This is a genomic window from Pseudoalteromonas sp. SaAl2, from assembly GCF_052947895.1.
Genome location: NZ_CM129605.1, coordinates 3,428,755 through 3,447,429, shown reverse-complemented (window position 1 = coordinate 3,447,429; position 18,675 = coordinate 3,428,755). Strand labels below are relative to the sequence as shown.

The following is an 18,675-nucleotide window of genomic DNA, read 5'->3' as shown; positions in this document are numbered from 1 at the left end:
ATTATTCTTCCTTAACCAGCAATTTTTATTGTTGTTGTTTCAGCGGGGATATCTAATGTAGAAATAATAACCTGTTCGCCAGGCTCAAGTCCTGACAACACTTGGATGAGCTGGCCAGATGCTTTGCCGTATTGCACTTCAACTTTAACGGCTTTGTTATCCATTGTGAGCTTAAATAATGAGCCATAGCTGCCTTCACTTGCACCTGTTGGTTGTTTTATATAATTCACCTCTTTTTGTACATCGGCAAAAATAGTCGCATCTACTTGTTGCATGGGTTTCATGGTGTCTGATTCAGAAACCTCGAGCTCAATATCAATTTGTACAGCGCCGTCGCTGATCACAGGATCTACACGCACTACTTGGCCGCGCACCTGGTCATTCAACGTGCTAATTTGGGCTGTCATACCTATTTGAATTAAATGAGCTTGAATTTGCGGTACTTTTATTTCACCAACTAGAGGAGAGAGGCTGCCGATTAGCGCCAGTTCAGAGCCTGCACTGACACTTTGCCCTAAACTTAAAGGCAAGCGCTGAATAACACCATTCATACCTGCTTTAACTGAAAGTTGCTCAACCATTAATTTGGCTACATCAAACTCGTCTTGTGCTTGGGCTATTAAGTCATCTTGAATTGAAAGCGACTCTTTTTGCATCTGTGCTAATTTATCAAGCTTAGATTCTTCAAGGTTAATACGCTTTGATAGCTGTTTGGCTTCGAGCTCATTCTTCTTCGCGCTGATCCCCGATACAATACCTGATTTAGCCAGTGTGCGTTCTGCTTCAACTTGTAACATGGCAATTTCAGATTGTGCTTTTAGCTCTGACACGGTTGACTCGTTATTTAACAACTCACGCTGTTGCAGTAATACGGTTTGTCGTTTTTGGGTTTTGGCATTTTTAAGTTTTGCTAATGCCAAGCGTAGCTTACTTTCTAGTTCGGGGTTATTTAAAGTGAGGATCACTGTGTCATGGTTAACCACAGCACCCGCTTTTAGTTTTATTTCGTCAACCACCGCATTACTTGTAGCTGTGAGAAGTCGTTTATTGATTGATTGCAGTGAACCATAGCCATCCACCTTAATTGAAAAATCACCGCGCTCAACCTTCGCAATGGTGACAGAGTCTTTTGATATAACTTCGGCATTATCTGCAAAGCCTAATTGCCAGCCAGAGATAAGCATAACGACAGATAAACCTATCAACCCTTGATAGATTAGTTTGGATGTAAACTTCATAGTTATTCCTTTTTTAAACGAAAATACGGCAACGTATCAATTAGGCAATAATGTATTAATAATTTTACTGTAACCAAACTGTGACTATGTTTAAAATCAAGTAGTTAAGCTGTTGTGGTAATGATAGGTTGCGTAGGTTATGATTGGACTAAGTAAAAGAAATTGGCCGTTAAGAGCTGTAATGGAAGTATGTTGATTCAATTAGGTGAATATTGCTTAGATACAGATGGAATGTCTTTGCAATTTGATAAGCAAGTGGTGACACTAGAGCCCCAAGTATTTGCAGTATTAATGTACTTAATTGAGCATCATGAGCGTTATATATCAATGGATGAATTACATGAAAATCTATGGCAAGGTCGTTGTGTGTCAGATGCGGCTGTACGGCGGATTATTAGTAAAATACGCTTAGTGTTGAATGATGATCACAAAAATCCTAAATACCTACAATCACTTTCTAAGCGCGGCTATAAATTAATTTGTCCTGTTTCTAAATTTTCTACATTGTCAGTCTCAGAAGACAGTAAAAAACGGATTTCCACAGAAAGTAACAACACAAAAAAAACGAAAACTTTTTTGCTTTTTGCAATTATAGCTTTATTGATTTCGTTAGCCTATTTTATATATGAAAATATTGATGACAAATCACATGTCGTTACAAAAGTTATTGACTCGATTATCTCTGATAAAAAAGCGCTGGTAGTTTCGAATGATGGTAGGTACATCGCATTTACAAGTAAATTAAGCCGTGGAAATAACTATCAAATTTATTTAAAAGATCAAGATAGTCAAACAGTAAAGGTGCTAGTTGATGATACAAGGTTACCTAGGGGCTTAGCTTTCTCACGTGATGGAAATTACTTATACTTCTCTGATAATGTCGGTGATGCAGCATCATTAAAGCGGGTAGCTCTTAAAAATAAAGAATATGAAATAGATGTTTTAGTGACACATTTTTATTTTATCTCAGATGTGTTTATCGATAAAAATGAAAGTAAAGTTATTTATTTTTCAGCACAAAAAAGTAGAGAAAGCGCAATGCTTATCTATAAATTCAATACTGACGCTGGTTTGGTAGAAGAAATCACCTCTGTCTCTCAAAAAGGCTCACATGATAGTCGTGCGGACATTTCTCCAGACTCTGGTAAGTTGGTTGTACTTCGAGTTTATATGGATAGTAAGCGTAATTCTATTCGAGTACGTGATTTAAAGACTGGCAGTACTATTTTTCAGCATGATCAAGATATAGTTATCTATAATGTTCAGTGGCTTGATAATGACCATATCATTTTAATTGATGATAAAAAGCTAGCTAAAATAAATGTTAAAACTGGGCGTTTAGATGAAATCGCCATTACAGGTCAAGATATTTTCTCACTTGATGTGGTGAGCCCAAGCATGCTGTTTGCTATTAGAGATACCTATGGAGTCAGTGCAATTACTGAGAAAAAATTACCGTTAAGTAATTTTAAAGATATCGAATTGTTTCATGGTGAGCAGTCAGGGCAACGTCGTATTGTAGATTATCAACCATTAGGAGATAAGGTTTGGGTGATCGAGAAGCTTAAAGGTATAAGCGATTTAGCTTCTTATAAAAAACAGAAGCGAAAGGAAAAGGTGGTGTTTTTAAGTACGAAAAAGTCGCTTGAGCTAATAGCTCCATCTCTGTCGGGACAATATGTACTAATTAAACTCCAAGGTCGTATTGCTATACTCAATACGCTTAATAACAATTTAACCTATATATCTAAAGTGGATGAATTGATTGGCGATATTGCTTTCTCAGAAGATGAAAAATCTATTTTGTACACCAGAAAAAGTAATGGTGAATGGTTGGTTTTTGAATATTCTATTAAGGAAGAAACACAATCCATTCTTTTTGAGGGATATCGTTTCGTCCGACAATTTAAATACGGTTATATATTAGGTGATAATACAGGCAAGTTGTTTCGTTTTAATGTTAATTTAAAAACAATGACCCCACTGCAGATAACTGTTTCAAAAGAAAAAAATACTAACTGGGATGTTGTAAACGGTAAAATTTTATGGAGCAGCCACAACTTAATAAATACAACATTCAATGAAATCGATATAGATGATGTTGATGGCTCTAGCCTAAGCTCTAAAACGTTTGACTTTAGTGTGATCAGACCAAATTTTTATGTGGACAAAATAAATAATACGGTTGTAGTTGAACGTTTAGGTAGTAGGACTAGTGAAATAATTACAATTGAAATTCAGTGAGTGATTTTAATGCAATAGTTTTAAATGCGTTTGAAATCCATTGTTTTGGGGTTAATTAAAAGCGCATTTTGCGCTTTTTTTTGATCTACACCTTGCCATTCTCATAGTTTCGTTTAAAATCTCGTAACTTTCGAAACGAAACTTAAATGGTTTGCTTAATGACTAAACGAAACACCCAGCAACGTCGTCACCTTATTCTTACTCAAGTTAATGAGTTAGGCGAGGTAGCTGTAGATATTTTAGCTGAGCAGTTTCAAACCTCTGAAGTAACCATTCGTAAAGACTTAACAGCGCTTGAAAAAAGCGGACTATTACTGCGCCGCTATGGTGGCGCGATAGCATTGCCGCAAGAAATTGTAAGCGATGATATTGATTCAAAACGTAAAGTGGCGATTGCAAAAGCCGCAGCAGCACTCATCAAAGATCATAACCGCATTATTATCGATAGTGGCCGGACAACGGCGGCAATGATCCCAGAGTTGGGTAATAAGCGCGGCTTAGTGGTGATGACTAATGCCATTAAGGTCGCAAATAGGTTGTTAGCGCTGGAAAACGAGCCAACACTTTTGATGACCGGTGGTACCTGGGACCCGCATTCTGAGTCGTTCCAAGGCCAAGTTGCCGAGAACGTTTTGCGTTCTTATGATTTTGATCAGCTATTTATTGGTGCTGATGGCATTGATGTTGAGCGCGGTACCACTACCTTTAATGAACTTGTAGGCCTAAGCCAAGTTATGGCAGGCGCTGCTCGTGAAGTTATAGTGCTAGTTGAGTCTGAAAAAATAGGTCGTCGAATACCCAATTTAGAATTGCCTTGGCAGAGAGTCACTACACTCATCACAGATAGTAATTTGGCGCTTGATACACGCCAAGCTATTAAAGCATGCGGTGTGCAGTTGATTTGCGCTGAGCTTTAAATTTATAAATTCGTGTTTATTGCAGGCCGACAACACCTGCGATGGACATTTAAATATTAAATAACACATACGGCCTAAAGCTTTAGTTTTGGCACGTGCAAATGGAGAATACTATGTGTGGAATCGTTGGGGCAGTTGCAGAACGCCCAGTAAATAAAATTTTAGTAGAAGGCTTAAAGCGCCTTGAATATCGTGGCTATGACTCTGCGGGTGTCGCACTTTTAGAAGGCAACACGCTCAATACAGTAAAAGCAGTGGGTAAAGTCGCTAACCTTGAAAGCGCCCTTGAAAATGCCGGTGTAAAAGGCACAACCGGTATCGCGCACACACGCTGGGCGACACATGGTGGCGTAACAGAAGCAAACGCTCATCCGCACATCTCAAACAGTGAAATTGCCTTAGTACATAATGGTATTATTGAAAACCATGCAAGCCTGCGCGAAGCGCTTAAAGGCGATGGCTACGAGTTTTTATCAGATACTGATACCGAAGTCATGGTGCATTTAATTCATCAACTTCGCCAGCAACATAGCTCACTATTAGCAGCAGTACAAGCGGCCGTTAAGCAGTTTGATGGTGCATTTGGTACTGTAGTATTTGATAAAGCTAATGATAACGAAATCATCGTAGCCCGTTCAGGCAGCCCGTTGGTTATTGGTTTAGGCCTTGGCGAAAACTTTATTGCCTCTGACCAACTCGCTTTATTACCAGTAACACGCAGCTTTATATACCTTGAAGAAGGCGATGTAGCGCGTATAACCCGTGACACCGTGGAAATTTTTGATGCAGACGGTAATGCTGTTGAGCGCGAAGTCATTGAATCAAACATTACCCAAGATGCGTCAGGCAAAGGTGAATACCGCCACTACATGCTAAAGGAAATTTACGAGCAGCCGCTTGCCGTACGTAATACACTTGAAGGGCGTTTAAATGACGACCGCGTAGCGATTGATGCCTTTGGCGACAGTGCACAGCAAATTTTTAAAGACGTAAAACACGTACAAATTATTGCCTGTGGTACCTCTTATCACTCAGGTATGGTTGCCCGCTACTGGCTTGAGCAATTTGCCGGTGTGAGCTGTAATGTTGAAATTGCCTCTGAATTCCGCTATCGCGAGTCTTTCGTGCACGAAAACAGCCTACTTGTGACAATTTCACAATCTGGTGAAACAGCTGATACTTTAGCTGCACTGCGTTTAGCGAAAGAGCAAGGTTACATGGCCTCAATGACCATTTGTAACGTACCTGGCTCATCACTCGTTCGTGAATCTGATTTAGCCTTTATGACTAAAGCAGGTGCTGAAATTGGTGTTGCGTCTACTAAAGCATTTACCACGCAATTAGTTGGTTTGTTAATGCTTACTGCGTCTGTAGCGCAAGAAAAAGGCTTAGATCAAAGTGTAATTGTGAACGCAATTAAAACCTTACCAAACAAGTTAGAAGAAGCGTTATTACTTGCTGATGGTATTGCAGACTTAGCAGAAGAGTTTGCCGACAAGCACCATTCACTGTTTTTAGGTCGTGGTTCACAATACCCAATCGCAATGGAAGGTGCGCTTAAGCTTAAAGAAATTTCATACATTCACGCTGAAGCATACGCAGCAGGCGAACTCAAACATGGTCCGCTTGCGTTAATTGATGCCGACATGCCTATTATTGTTGTTGCACCAAACAATGAGCTATTAGAAAAGCTTAAATCAAACGTGGAAGAAGTACGTGCTCGTGGCGGCATCATCTATGTATTCGCTGATAAAGACTCACACTTTGAATCAGACGAGACCATGCGTGTAATTAACGTAAACCACGTAGATGACGTAATTGCACCAGTTGTATATACAATTCCACTACAGTTACTTTCATACTACGTAGCGGTGATTAAAGGCACTGATGTAGATCAGCCTAGAAATCTCGCAAAAAGTGTAACTGTTGAGTAAAATCAATGGGTTAATGAAACTTCATTAATTTTAAAAAAAGCGCGTAACGCGCTTTTTTTGTGCCTGAAACTCTGTTAGCTTAAGTAACTCATTATTCTCTAAGGGATTAGTCATGCGTTTATTTACCACTCTGTGTTTTATTAGTTTTTGTATTTTTAGTTCACAAAGTGCCTTTGCACAATCTAACACCAAACAACAAACCGTAGATTATTCTCAGCACACACATACATTTAAATCGGCAGTTTTAAATGAAGAACGTACCGTTGTCGTTCAATTACCTAAAAGCTACCAAACTAACCCCGATAAAGTTTACCCTGTGATATATCGCTTAGATGGAGCGGGTAATATACCGCTTGCCAGTGCTGTTATTGAGCGTTTACAAAATGATAATCGTGCGCCAGAGGTTATTATTGTCGCTATTGAAAACACTAGCCGACTTAGAGATATGTATCCTACCGTGAACAAGGAGCCGCAAGGTCCAGTTGGTGAAGGGGGCGGTGCTGCAAAGTTTTTAGCGTTCTTTGAACAAGAGCTTATTCCTCTCATTAATAAAAATTATCGTACGCATGACTATAAGATTATTGCTGGTGCCTCTGCTGGTGGTGTATTTTCGTTATATGCGTTGCAGGCAAAGCCTGAGTTATTCCAAGCACATATTGCGTATAGCCCTGCGGTTTGGTGGAACTATGGCGCATCGGTAAAAAGTACAAAGTCGTTTTTAGCTAAAAGCAAAGACCTTAACAATTACGTTTATATAAATATCGGCGAAGAAGCCGGCATAATGCGTGAAAGGTATGATGAATTACAGCAATCACTGCAATCACATAAAGCGCGGGGGTTACGCTTTTTTAATGATGCGTTTGATGGCATCTCGCATGGCTTAACTACTGCTGCTGGCGTATTTAATGCCTACTACAACTTATTTTTACCTAAACAAATGCCCATAAGTGCTTTAACTGACGATGTAGCCTCTATTGATGTTTATTATCAAAACTTATCTCAGCAATGGGGTGAGCAGATATCGCCACCGGATCGCGCTGTTAGATCACTAGGTTATAACTTAACGGGCAGCAAACAATTTAACCGTGCTATTGAGGTGTTTAAGTACAATATAAAAAATCATCCTAAATCAGTCGATGCGCTTTCTGCTCTATCTTATGGTTATGAAATGCAAGGCGATACTAGCCAAGCGCTTAAACATATGGAATCTGCTTTAGCAATCGCAGATGACTCATACCCTTATATAAATTACCTAAAAGAAACAAAAGCTAGGCTGCAAGCTGAACTAAGTAAGAGCTAATAATATTGCCAACTTAGTTGTTGGCTTTTTATGAAAGCCTCGATAGGCTTGAAACACTTACGGTGATAGTCTAATTTACTTGTGTTTCTATGAGGAGGCAAGATTCTGCACCTTTAATTACTTAGATTCGGCAAAAAGCAATATCACAAATTAACTCGTAGTTTGTAGATCGAAGCTCGCGGCTGTTACCTAAACCACATTAAAATCACTAATCCCTACTTAACGGGCAATAAATACGCTAAAATTGCAGGCTATTTTTAGTAATGAGCCCGCACCCTTTATGACCTCAGCCGCAAACCCTAGCAATTTCAACGAACTTGGCCTAATTCCAGAGCTAATTGCTCGATTGTCTGATCTTGAATACACGCAACCTACGCCAATTCAAGCTAAGGCAATACCAAGTATATTAGCGGGCAGTGACCTTATTGCTGGTGCAAATACCGGCTCTGGTAAAACAGCGACCTTTGCATTACCAATGCTACAAACGCTGTTTTTAGCACAAAATGCTAAAAAAACGGCTAGCAAAGGTAATTTTGTTTCAGGGCTTATTTTAGTGCCTACTCGCGAGCTTGCTACGCAGGTGGCTGATAGCGTTAAATCGTATTCTGCGAACTTTAATGGCGCGATTAAAACCGTGGCGGTATTTGGTGGTGTGTCGGTTAATACCCAAATGCAGGCATTACGTGGCGGTGCCGATATTATCGTAGCAACCCCAGGGCGTTTGCTTGATTTAATCTCAAGCAATGCCATTAAGCTCGATAAAGTGAGTACATTGGTGCTCGATGAAGCTGACCGCATGTTAAGCCTTGGCTTTACTGAAGAGCTGGCTGAGCTGTTAGCGTTAATGCCTGCTAAAAAGCAAACCATGTTGTTTTCAGCGACTTTCCCTGAGCAAGTTAAGTTATTAACCCAAGAGCTTTTAACCAACCCTGTTGAAATTCAAGTACAAAGCAAAGACGAAAGCACCTTAGTGCAGCGCGTATTTACGGTAAATAAAGGCGAGAAAACCACGGTTTTAGCGCATTTAATTAAGCAGCATAAATGGCGCCAAGCGCTTATTTTTGTCAACGCTAAAAAAGACTGTGAGCATTTAGCGGGCAAGCTTGAAAAACGCGGTGTTAACGCGCAGGTATTTCATGGTGATAAAGGCCAAAGTGAACGTACTCGAGTAATCGAAAAGTTTAAAAATGGCGAAATTGAAGTACTGATTGCTACAGACATTGCCGCCCGTGGTTTAGATATTGAAAAACTGCCAGTGGTAATTAACTTTAACTTACCGCGTAGCCCAGCTGATTATATGCACCGCATTGGCCGAAGTGGCCGTGCCGGTGAAGTGGGTTTAGCGTTATCGTTAATTGATTATGAAGACTTTCACCACTTTAGAATTATCGAGAAGAAAAACAAACTACGTTTAGAGCGCGAAGAGGTAGCAGGCTTTGCTGTAAACCAAGCCAATCTTGATGCGGCACAGGCACTTAAAAACGAAAAGCCAATGGCCAAGCCTGAAGGCACTGGTAAAAAGAAGAAGAAAAAAGCCAACCAAGAAGATGACGTATGGAGCGGCTGGCGCCGTAAATAGTTCAGTCAATTAAAACATAGTAAAAACCCCGTAATTAAGTTAGTTACGGGGTTTTTATTTTGTGGCGTTAGCCCAAAGCGTTAACGGTTAAACACGCTACGAACTTAGTGGTTCGTGGTCGTGCTCTTCTTCCTCTTCTGCAATACCTAACCAAGTGATTGCCGCTGGTGGGAATGTAAGCTCCAGTTCACTTTCAATTTCTAAATCTTCTAGGTGTACTTGTACAACATGTTGAGCAATAGGGTCGGCTACGTAAGCAAACTGACCATTTTGCGCCACTGTCATACTAAACTTCATGCCTTCAGGCATAGTTGTTACGTCTTCTTCAGTGATATCAACTTGGCCTGCTAATTCCCAGTGTGTGTGGTCGTCGTGTGCATGTGCTTCAAGCACGTTTAAAAAGCCTAAGCTGTCTAATACTAAAAAGTGCTCGCCGTTGGCGGAGAAAGAGTAAGAAATGGCACTTGCGCCATCAGCTAGTTGCCATTCTAATTCTTCCATTTCAGCATTTTCAGGGTCGATGCTTACAATTACGGCAGGGCCGCCGCCATGACCAGACGCAACGCCAATAAAGCTCTCGCTGTTTTCATGGCCATATATAGTGCCAATACGTAGATCGCCAACGGCTGCAATATTCGCTATTTTTTCAGCTTCGTATTCGTCATCATGCTGATGAGCTAATAGTACGCCATCGCTACAACCAAATATTACGTAATCGTGGTTTTGTGCTGCGCCATGTAAATCAGGGCAAGTTAACTCTAAAGTTTGTTCAAGCTCATATTCACCATCATGAAAATGATAAACACCCACTTGGTCTGGCAGGATTTTAGCAACTGATGTACTTTCAGCATCATCACGACGAATGGTTGATAGTAAATGCTCACCACGAGGCTCTGCAACACCGTGCATATTAATATCGTAAGTGATGCCCGGTAACGCTGCTGTTGCACTTGTGATGTCGTTATCTGTTAATACTTCAACAGATGCAACCGTACCTGACTCTGCATCACCATCGTAAAAGATAGCTAATTTACCATCGTGTTTAACCAGGTGCGTTGGGCGGCTACCGCTGGTTAACTCAAAGCTGCTAGCTGCTGGGCCTTGCTTGTAGTCGTGTAAATGCTCGCCGTGGTCTTCACGCCATAAACCACCGTCGATAAAACCTAGGTAATCTTGTGCGCGACTAGCAATCACTGCATAACGAAAATCAGGTGACGATGACAGCGTATTCGAATCATTGGTAAGGGTAAATGTATCCAAAAGTTCATTATCGTCTAAATCAAAAAAGCTTGCGGTGTTGCTGTCGTTAGCAAGTACTACAAGTCGCCCTAATGAATCAATAGTGTATTCATCACCGTGGTCATGATCGTCACCATCACCGTGATCATGGTCATCAGGCACTTCTATCGGATTTTTCTCAACGATATTGGTTTCTGCATCGCCACAAGCGGTGATTAGTGTGCTGCTTATTGCCAGTGCAATCAGTTTTAATTTGAATAATTTAGTCATGTTAATTTCCTTAATTTATAATTTTTTTAGCGCTTAAAAGTAACCGCGAATACCAAGTGCAAAACTACGACCTGGACGTGGTGCTATATTCTTTAAAAATGAGCTATGCACACGTGCTTCGGTGTCTGTTAAATTAGTGCCACGTAAATACAGGGAGACATCTTGATTAAGCACTGATAAATCATATGAAACGCTGGCATCAAGCATGGTGTAACCGTCAGTAGCTGTTTCTTCTGGCGCGGTACGGTCTTGCTCTTGATAGCGAGTCACGTGTAGGTGTGCGCTCAGCTTTTCTGTTTGATAGCTAAACTCAGTACCGAAACGAAGTGGTGGTGTGCGTGGTAAATCGCCGCCGTCTTTTAAGCGGGCGCGAACGTAATCTGAGAATAAATCGACTTTAAACTCATCAGTTAACTGCCATGCCACTTGTGCTTCAAAACCATGTAAAATGACGTCATCTGTTTTGAATAAATAAACCGGTAATTCAGATGAATGGTCGTGTTCATCACCATGATCATGACCGTCTTCATCACCATGGCTATGGCCGCTTTCAGCGTATAAGCCCGTATCTATTTGGTAGTAATAGTTGTCTACTTGGTTGTAGAAAGCATTAAAAATAAAGCCGATATCACCTTGCGTTTTACGGAAGGTTAAATCAATGTTGTTGGCTGTTTCTAGGTCTATCGCTTGCTCAGACAAGCCAAAATGGCCGTCTTTATCAACATCAAATAACGCACCTACTTCGTAAGTACCAGTACCAATGTGCGCACCGAATGATAATAATTCAGAAGCCGAAGGGGCGCGCTCTGAGCGTGATACTGACAACCCTAAATTATAGCTAGGGGTAAAGTCCCACACTACGCCAGCAGATAAGCTAACCGGGGTAAACTCGTGCTCTACGTCAAATACGCGAGTGATTGCAGTGCTTTCTTCATGGTCATGGTCATGGTCGTGATCATGCTCATCAGCCTCTTCTTCATCATGAGTGTGAGCGTCAATATTAGGCAATAGCGCGTTGTCTGCATCAATAGTTACACGTTCAACACGACCACCTAGTTGCACTAAAAAGTCACCAAAGTGTCTTTCTTCCATTAGTGCGACAGCAAAACTTTGTGTTTGTGAAGGTGGAGTAAATGCTTCCTCTCCTTGTGCTTCAACATCGCTTTGTTTGTAATGAAAACTTAAACCACCATTCCACTCACTAAATGGGTTGTGCATTAAGTCTACGCGGAACTCATTTGTTTCATTTTTGAATGTGGTGCCCACTAGGCTATTTTCAATTTCGGCATGTTTGTAATCAGTGTGGCCAACGCGAAGGTTTATTTTATTAAGCCACTCATTATCTAGGTTATACTCGCTTAATAATTGCACCTTAGTTTGCTCTAAGTCAGCGTATACGCTTTCTTCTTCGCTGTGCTCTTCTTCTTCGCCGCCATGTGTATGGCCAGGAATACCGTATTGACGATTAAATTGCTCAATAGCGATACCAATGAAACCTTGGTCCATTAAATAGCTGGCACCTACGGTGAAACCATCAGACTCTTCATTGCTGTTTTCAACTGTATAATCACCACTGTGCTCTTCATGATCATCGTGATCTAACTCAGCAGCTACGGGAATTTCATAGTCATCAGCTTCACGCCAAAAAGCATCGGCATAAAATGCGAATGAATCAGTGCCTGTGGTGGCATTAAACGAAGCCACTTTTTGATTATCAACAGAGTTATGTTCTAGGTTCCACTCGCCGCGCGTTGTGCTATCTGTTGGCACACGGTTATCAACGACATTAACAACACCGCCAATTGCGCCGCTGCCATAAAATAATGTTGCAGGACCACGTAATACTTCGATTTGCTGCGCAGTTGACGCTTCTGAAGCAACAGAGTGATCAGGGCCCACTCTTGATACATCACTGACATCAAGGCCGTTTTGAGTGATCAATACACGAGGGCCGCTTAAACCACGAATAATAGGGGTACTGGCTACTTTGCCATGAAAGTTGGTATTAACACCCGGGAGTTTTTCAAGGCTATCACCTAAGGTTGCTGCTTGCTGGCGTCTTAATTGTTCACCAGATAGCACACTGACAGGAGACGCTGATTCCATTGCCGACATATGAATAGGCGTTGCTTCAATGTCGATTACTTCGATTGGAGAACGTTTTAAATTAAATGTAATTGACTGGTTTTCATCGCCACTTACTGTGATGTCGCGATGAAGGTGAGCGTACCCAGGTGCAACAACATGAAGTTCTTTTAAGCCATCTTTTAAATTTACGATGACAAATTTACCATTTTCGTCGGTGGCGACTTTTACGTCTGAGCCTTCAACTTCTACCGTTGCGTTAGCAACAACATTACCTTGGTTGTTGAGTACTGTGCCTTCAATAGAATTTGCAAGCACACTTGCAGGTAATAAAGCTGCTATCAAAACAGCTAATTGAGATCTTCGTTTCATTTGACTACCTTGTTGGATGTTATACTATATCAATTGTGCTTGAAATGTTATACTGTATCAAGTGAAAATTAACTATTGTGTAGAGATTTTTAAGTGGGTCTTATAAAAAACCGTTATTTACAGTTCATGCTGCTGGTAATTTTATTAATGCCTTTTTTTGCTGCAAGTCATGAGCATCAACATGTTCATGGTCAAGGTCAGTTATTAATAGTGCAGCAAAAGCAACACTGGCATTTACAATTCACTTTGCCAGCAGCGGATGTGCTTGGTTTTGAGCACACCCCAGAAACACCAGAACAAATACAGCGAGTAGCTGCGCTTAATAAGCGGTTGGCAGTTATAGAACAAGTTGTAAAGTTTGATAATGCATGTGTTATGGAGCAAAGCGAGTCAACGTTGCCCAGCGCACACGATGATGCTCATGCACATCAAGATATTAAGGTCGAATATAGACTGTTATGTGAATCACCAGCCAAGCAAATAACGCTAACGATTTTTGATTGGGTAAGCTCATTGCAACAGGTAGAGGTTCAATGGAGTCATGAAAAGGGGCAAGGAATGGCAAAACTCAAGCCAAGTAAACCTGAGTTAGTGTGGTTAGAGTGAATCAACAACAACTTAAAAAAGCAATTCGTTTTGCAGATATAAAGTGTGCGACTTCAGGCGGGAAACTCACAGAAAAACGCCAGCAAGTTTTAGAAATATTACTAAAAGCAAAAAAACCTTTATCTGCATATGAGCTGACAGATCAATTCAATAAGGTAATGGATGCGCCTATTTTGGCGATGTCTGTTTATCGAATTTTAGACTTTCTTGAATCGGTAGATTTAGTACACCGATTAAAGTCAGAGAATAAATTTATGGCATGCAGTCATGCAAATGACGGATGCCAGCATCAGCTATCTATGTTTTTGATTTGCAGCTCATGTAACAAAGTCATAGAGATGAATGATGTGAATGACAAAGTAAAAGCCTTGTTCGAACAGGTGGAGATCGCAGGCTTCACACCGAGTAAGTCACAGTTAGAAATTACGGGTTTATGTTGCCAATGCAAACCAAAGCCACCTAAAACCAATTAGAGGAAACGAGAATGAAATCAACACAAAGTGTAATGGATAAGTTTGCTATCGGACTTTCAATGATGTGCACAATCCACTGCTTTGCAACCCCTATTTTACTGACGCTATTACCTAGTTTTGCAGCATTACAACTAGATAACGAACAGTTTCATTTTTGGATTTTAGCGGCCGTTATACCTACCAGCGTACTTGCATTGAGTTTGGGTTGTAAAAAGCATAAACGTTTTCGTTATATGGTTTCAGGATTTGTAGGCGTTATTTTAATGGTACTCGCAGTGACTGCTGGTGAGGCGTTATTCGGTGAGTTAGGCGAGAAAGGATTTACGCTTGTTGGTGCGGCTTTTATTGCTGTTGCGCATTGGTTTAATTATCGCCAATGTTTAGCTAAAGATGATGAAGAGTGCCCGTGCACTGGTAGTGTATCGGAGCAAGCAAATTGAAAGTGACATTAATAAAGCAGGCTAAGATTGTAAATGAAGGCAAGTCATACATTAGTGATGTACGCATAGTTGATGGCCGGATAGAAAAAATAGCAACAGAAATTTCAGCACAAGCTGGCGATACTATAATCGCAGCAGATGGCTGTTATTTATTACCCGGCATGATTGATGACCAAGTACACTTTCGTGAACCTGGTTTAACGCATAAAGGTAATATAGCGAGTGAGTCGCGGGCTGCGGTTGCTGGTGGCATTACAAGTTTTATGGAAATGCCCAATGTGAGTCCATCAACCACGACCATTGAAGCATTGGAGCATAAGTTTGCGCTAGGGCGTGATAACTCTTTGGCAAATTACAGTTTTTATTTAGGTGCGACTGAAAATAACTTAGAGCAGATAAAGCGGCTCGATCCTGCGCGTCACTGTGGGGTAAAAGTTTTTATGGGCGCATCGACAGGTGATTTATTAGTTGAGCACCCCGCAGCGTTAGAGGAAATATTCAAACATAGTCCAACACTTATAGTTACACACTGTGAAGATGGCAGTGTTATTGCCAAAAACCTTGAGACCTTACAAGGGAAGACGCTAGAAATACAACACCACCCGATCATTCGGGATACGCAGGCGTGTTATGCATCATCTTCTTATGCGGTGGGGCTTGCTAAAAAGCACCACAGCCAATTGCATGTGCTACACATCACCACAGAAAAAGAGCTGAGCTTGTTTTCAACAGGTGATATTCGTAATAAACATATTACTGCCGAAGCCTGCGTTCATCATTTGTGGTTTAGTGCAGAGGACTACGCTCAGCGCGGGAACCCGATTAAATGTAACCCTGCGATCAAAGCTAAGAGTGATCGTGATGCGTTGCTGCAAGGAGTGAACAATGGTCAAATTGATATTATTGCCACCGATCATGCCCCGCATACATGGGATGAAAAACAACTGCCGTATAGTCAAGCTCCGGCTGGTTTGCCTTTAGTTGAGCATGCATTACTCAGCTTACTTGAGCATGTGCAACACCAGCGCTTAACCATAGAGCTAGTGGTTGAAAAAACAGCGCATAATCCAGCACTGCGTTATAACATTATTGACCGAGGTTTTATCCGCGAAGGCTACTTTGCCGATCTAGTGTTAGTTGATATGAATGACTCAACACTAGCAAGTCATGAAACAGCCCATTATCAATGTGGTTGGACGCCATTTGATGGCCACCGCTTCCCTGCCAAAATTAAAGCTACTTGGGTTAATGGCGAGCAAGTATTTGATGGTCAAAACCTAATTACAAAAACTGGCATTGCTATGCCTTTGCTATTTAATCGCTAAGAATGAAAAGATAGATAATAAATATGAATTTACCTGATGTTACATCTAAACAACTTACAACAGCTTCGTTACCTTTAAAATGGGTAGGTATGGAAGGGATAGCCTTACCAATAACACTTGCAGAGCAACCTAGTTCATTATTATCTGCTAAAGCGAATGTGTTTGTGAGTTTAGATAAGGCGGATGCTAAAGGCATTCATATGTCGCGGCTGTATTTGCGGTTAAAAGAGTCATTAACCAATGAACCACTTACAATGGAGGCGCTCACAACTTTACTACAGACGCTCGTTAGCTCACAAGAGGGCTTAAGCCTAGCTGCAAGACTGCAGTTAGATTTTGAATTAACGATACGAAAGCCAGCTTTGCTGAGCGGGCAATTTGGTTATCAAACTTACCCGGTAAGTATTCGTTGTGAATATATCAATGAAAAAATGAATACAGAGCTGTCATTAAGTATTCCTTACTCTAGTACTTGCCCTTGCTCTGCCGCGCTATCAAGACAAGCGATGAGTGATGCAATTGCTGAACAATTTAGTGAAGAAGTCGTAGCAAAAGAGGCGCTGTTAGCGTGGGTTACCTCGCAACAAGGCTCTGTTGCTACACCGCATAGTCAACGTTCATTTGCATATTTAAAGTTACAATTACAGCATAGTGAGCTACCTGACTTTTCAGCGCTGATCAAAAACTTTGAAGACGTGATTGGTACGCCCGTACAAACAGCGGTAAAACGCGAAGACGAGCAAGCATTTGCAAAATTAAATGCCGAAAACCTGATGTTTTGTGAAGATGCTGCAAGGCGTTTAAAACAAGCGCTGGAAAACAACGAGAAAATATCGGATTATTGGTTCAAAGTTGAGCATCAAGAAAGTTTACATGCTCACAATGCGGTGGTTATTGATCATAAGTTTCCACAAGGCTACGACAAGTTATAAGTAATTATAACTTTGTATTATTTCTTCTCGTGAGATTATAAGCATTACCTATGAATACAAGCACGAAACCATTACAAGGTATTCCAACTAATATAATTACTGGCTTTTTAGGGGTAGGTAAAACAACGGCAATTTTGTCATTACTTAAACATAAACCAGAGAGTGAACGTTGGGCCGTATTAGTAAATGAGTTTGGCGAAATCGGTATTGATGGCGGTTTACTAAATAACTTAAATGGAAAAAGCGACGAAGTATTTATAACAGAAGTGCCCGGTGGCTGTATGTGCTGTACAGCTGGGTTGCCTATGCAAATTGCACTAAACCAGCTATTAAAACAGGCCCAACCACACAGGTTATTAATTGAACCGACAGGACTTGGTCATCCAAAAGAGGTGCTAGAGGTATTAAATTCTGCGCACTATCAAAATGTGTTGGATATACAAAATAATGTGACACTCGTTGATGCCAGGAAACTACATGATCCCCGTTACACCAATCACGATACCTTTAATCAACAAATAGATATTGCGGATATTATTGTTGGTAATAAACAAGATCTTTATCAAGCTGGAGATAAAAGCCTATTGCAAGACTATGTAATAGCGCGCAGAGGTAAAAAATTCCAGTTGTTTTTACTGAGCAAGGCTTAATTGAACCTGCATTGTTAGAGGGTGACTCAAATACGGCATGGCCTCATGATAGCCACGATCACCACCACAATCACCACCATCAAAACAGTCATACATCAGATATTAACAGTGTCGCCATCCCAGCATCTGGTATGCTAATGGTTGAAAATAAAGGTGAAGGTTACCAAGCTATTGGTTGGCGCTTTGCACCAGATAAAATTTTTAGCAGAGATACGCTGTACACCTGGTTAAGTGGCTTGCAAGTAGAGCGTGTGAAGGCTGTTATACTTACAGAACAAGGCACATTCGGTTACAACTTTACAGCAGATACGTTAACTGAGTTACAGTTAGAGAAAGTGGCTGAAAGCCGCCTCGAAGTAATCGCCACCCAAACAGATGCTCATTGGCAGGCGCAATTAATGGCATGCCTTATAACTCATTCTTCGTAAGGTGCTACATTGTTTAGCTGAAGTCGATACGCTGAACTCGCCACGCTGTTTTCAATGTTTTCAATGACTAACGTACCTTCAAACCAAAACGGTTCATACAAGCTATCCAATTTAATACCTTGTTCAGACGTTGAATAGATTATTTGATTCGGTGGCGGTGGTGGCATGTGTAAACATGCGCCAAAGTAAGGAACAATAAAAAACTCCGTGACGTTTTGCTCTGCATTTGAGGTCAAAGGCACGATAAACCCAGGGATACGAATAGCTTTTTGGTCAAATTCAGCTATCACTCTGCTTGACGATAATGCTTGTAAGTAACGAGTGGTTTCAGAGTCTGCTACATCACCTTCTTTGAATACATCTAAATCGTCTTGCTCTGAGCCATCTTCAATGTCGTATAAAGACTCTGGTGGGTTTAATAAAGCATCCAAGTCATCAGCAGGCATCAACTGCGTCCACTCTAATTGCTGATAGCTTACCGGTTGGCTGACATTGGCGTGGGAGCTTAAAGAGATTAAAAAACAAAGGGCTAATAATAAAAACGGTTGCTTGGCAAAGCGCAAATCACGAAACATAAGAAATAACGACTATAAACTTAACTATAATTTGTTATAACATATCACGTGTGTTTTTGTATAGATGA

Annotated in this window: 16 protein-coding genes; 12 read left to right on the top strand and 4 right to left on the bottom strand. The window is 40.8% G+C overall.

Annotated features, from left to right (window positions below):
- Nucleotides 1-11: 11 nt before the first annotated feature.
- Complete coding sequence (locus tag ACU8V8_RS16220; protein ID WP_182798114.1) at nucleotides 12-1,238, bottom strand: efflux RND transporter periplasmic adaptor subunit; 1,227 nt, start codon at nucleotides 1,236-1,238, stop codon at nucleotides 12-14.
- A 189-nt stretch (nucleotides 1,239-1,427) separates the two neighbouring features.
- On the opposite strand from ACU8V8_RS16220, the gene ACU8V8_RS16215 reads away from it, so the two are divergent.
- From ACU8V8_RS16215 to ACU8V8_RS16195, 5 genes are all read left to right on the top strand, one after another.
- Nucleotides 1,428-3,482 (top strand): winged helix-turn-helix domain-containing protein, encoded by a 2,055-nt coding sequence (locus ACU8V8_RS16215; RefSeq protein WP_446888189.1) that lies wholly within the window; start codon nucleotides 1,428-1,430, stop codon nucleotides 3,480-3,482.
- 158 nt (nucleotides 3,483-3,640) lie between these two features.
- A complete protein-coding gene (locus ACU8V8_RS16210; protein ID WP_446888188.1) occupies nucleotides 3,641-4,399 on the top strand; it encodes a DeoR/GlpR family DNA-binding transcription regulator in 759 nt (252 codons plus the stop codon).
- 113 nt (nucleotides 4,400-4,512) lie between these two features.
- Entirely contained in the window at nucleotides 4,513-6,333 is a 1,821-nt protein-coding gene (gene glmS / locus ACU8V8_RS16205) for a glutamine--fructose-6-phosphate transaminase (isomerizing) (RefSeq protein ID WP_421962258.1), read from the top strand.
- 112 nt (nucleotides 6,334-6,445) lie between these two features.
- Complete coding sequence (locus tag ACU8V8_RS16200) at nucleotides 6,446-7,633, top strand: alpha/beta hydrolase-fold protein (protein WP_446888187.1); 1,188 nt, start codon at nucleotides 6,446-6,448, stop codon at nucleotides 7,631-7,633.
- Between the two features lie 280 nt (nucleotides 7,634-7,913).
- The gene (locus ACU8V8_RS16195; protein ID WP_446888186.1) at nucleotides 7,914-9,212 is read left to right on the top strand and encodes a DEAD/DEAH box helicase; all 1,299 of its coding nucleotides are present in this window, start codon (nucleotides 7,914-7,916) and stop codon (nucleotides 9,210-9,212) included.
- 96 nt (nucleotides 9,213-9,308) lie between these two features.
- Here the strand turns inward: ACU8V8_RS16195 and ACU8V8_RS16190 are convergent, their stop codons facing one another.
- Nucleotides 9,309-10,721, bottom strand: a complete 1,413-nt coding sequence (locus ACU8V8_RS16190; RefSeq protein ID WP_446888185.1) for a 5-methyltetrahydrofolate--homocysteine methyltransferase — start codon at nucleotides 10,719-10,721, stop codon at nucleotides 9,309-9,311.
- Nucleotides 10,722-10,754: 33 nt separating this feature from the next.
- Nucleotides 10,755-13,178 (bottom strand): TonB-dependent receptor, encoded by a 2,424-nt coding sequence (locus ACU8V8_RS16185; protein ID WP_446888184.1) that lies wholly within the window; start codon nucleotides 13,176-13,178, stop codon nucleotides 10,755-10,757.
- 93 nt (nucleotides 13,179-13,271) lie between these two features.
- Here ACU8V8_RS16185 and ACU8V8_RS16180 point away from each other — a divergent pair, with 93 nt between their 5' ends.
- Genes ACU8V8_RS16180 through ACU8V8_RS16150 form a run of 7 tightly spaced genes read left to right on the top strand, consistent with a single transcriptional unit; the run spans nucleotide 13,272 to nucleotide 18,032 of the window.
- The gene (locus ACU8V8_RS16180) at nucleotides 13,272-13,784 is read left to right on the top strand and encodes a ZrgA family zinc uptake protein (RefSeq protein ID WP_446888183.1); all 513 of its coding nucleotides are present in this window, start codon (nucleotides 13,272-13,274) and stop codon (nucleotides 13,782-13,784) included.
- A complete protein-coding gene (locus tag ACU8V8_RS16175) occupies nucleotides 13,781-14,257 on the top strand; it encodes a Fur family transcriptional regulator (RefSeq protein ID WP_176372495.1) in 477 nt (158 codons plus the stop codon). The genes ACU8V8_RS16180 and ACU8V8_RS16175 overlap by 4 nt, the downstream gene beginning before the upstream one ends.
- Before the next feature lie 11 nt (nucleotides 14,258-14,268).
- On the top strand, nucleotides 14,269-14,697 hold the full coding sequence (locus tag ACU8V8_RS16170) for a MerC domain-containing protein (protein ID WP_087531377.1): 429 nt from the start codon (nucleotides 14,269-14,271) through the stop codon (nucleotides 14,695-14,697).
- Nucleotides 14,694-16,022 (top strand): dihydroorotase, encoded by a 1,329-nt coding sequence (locus tag ACU8V8_RS16165; protein ID WP_446888182.1) that lies wholly within the window; start codon nucleotides 14,694-14,696, stop codon nucleotides 16,020-16,022. Before ACU8V8_RS16170 ends, ACU8V8_RS16165 begins: the two co-directional genes overlap by 4 nt.
- A gap of 17 nt (nucleotides 16,023-16,039) precedes the next feature.
- A complete protein-coding gene (gene folE2, locus ACU8V8_RS16160) occupies nucleotides 16,040-16,954 on the top strand; it encodes a GTP cyclohydrolase FolE2 (protein ID WP_446889666.1) in 915 nt (304 codons plus the stop codon).
- 50 nt (nucleotides 16,955-17,004) lie between these two features.
- Nucleotides 17,005-17,604 (top strand): CobW family GTP-binding protein, encoded by a 600-nt coding sequence (locus ACU8V8_RS16155; protein WP_446888181.1) that lies wholly within the window; start codon nucleotides 17,005-17,007, stop codon nucleotides 17,602-17,604.
- 11 nt (nucleotides 17,605-17,615) lie between these two features.
- The gene (locus ACU8V8_RS16150) at nucleotides 17,616-18,032 is read left to right on the top strand and encodes a hypothetical protein (protein WP_446888180.1); all 417 of its coding nucleotides are present in this window, start codon (nucleotides 17,616-17,618) and stop codon (nucleotides 18,030-18,032) included.
- Here ACU8V8_RS16150 and ACU8V8_RS16145 read toward each other — a convergent pair.
- Entirely contained in the window at nucleotides 18,020-18,607 is a 588-nt protein-coding gene (locus ACU8V8_RS16145) for a DUF3299 domain-containing protein (protein WP_446888179.1), read from the bottom strand. The genes ACU8V8_RS16150 and ACU8V8_RS16145 overlap by 13 nt on opposite strands.
- Nucleotides 18,608-18,675 lie beyond the last annotated feature (68 nt).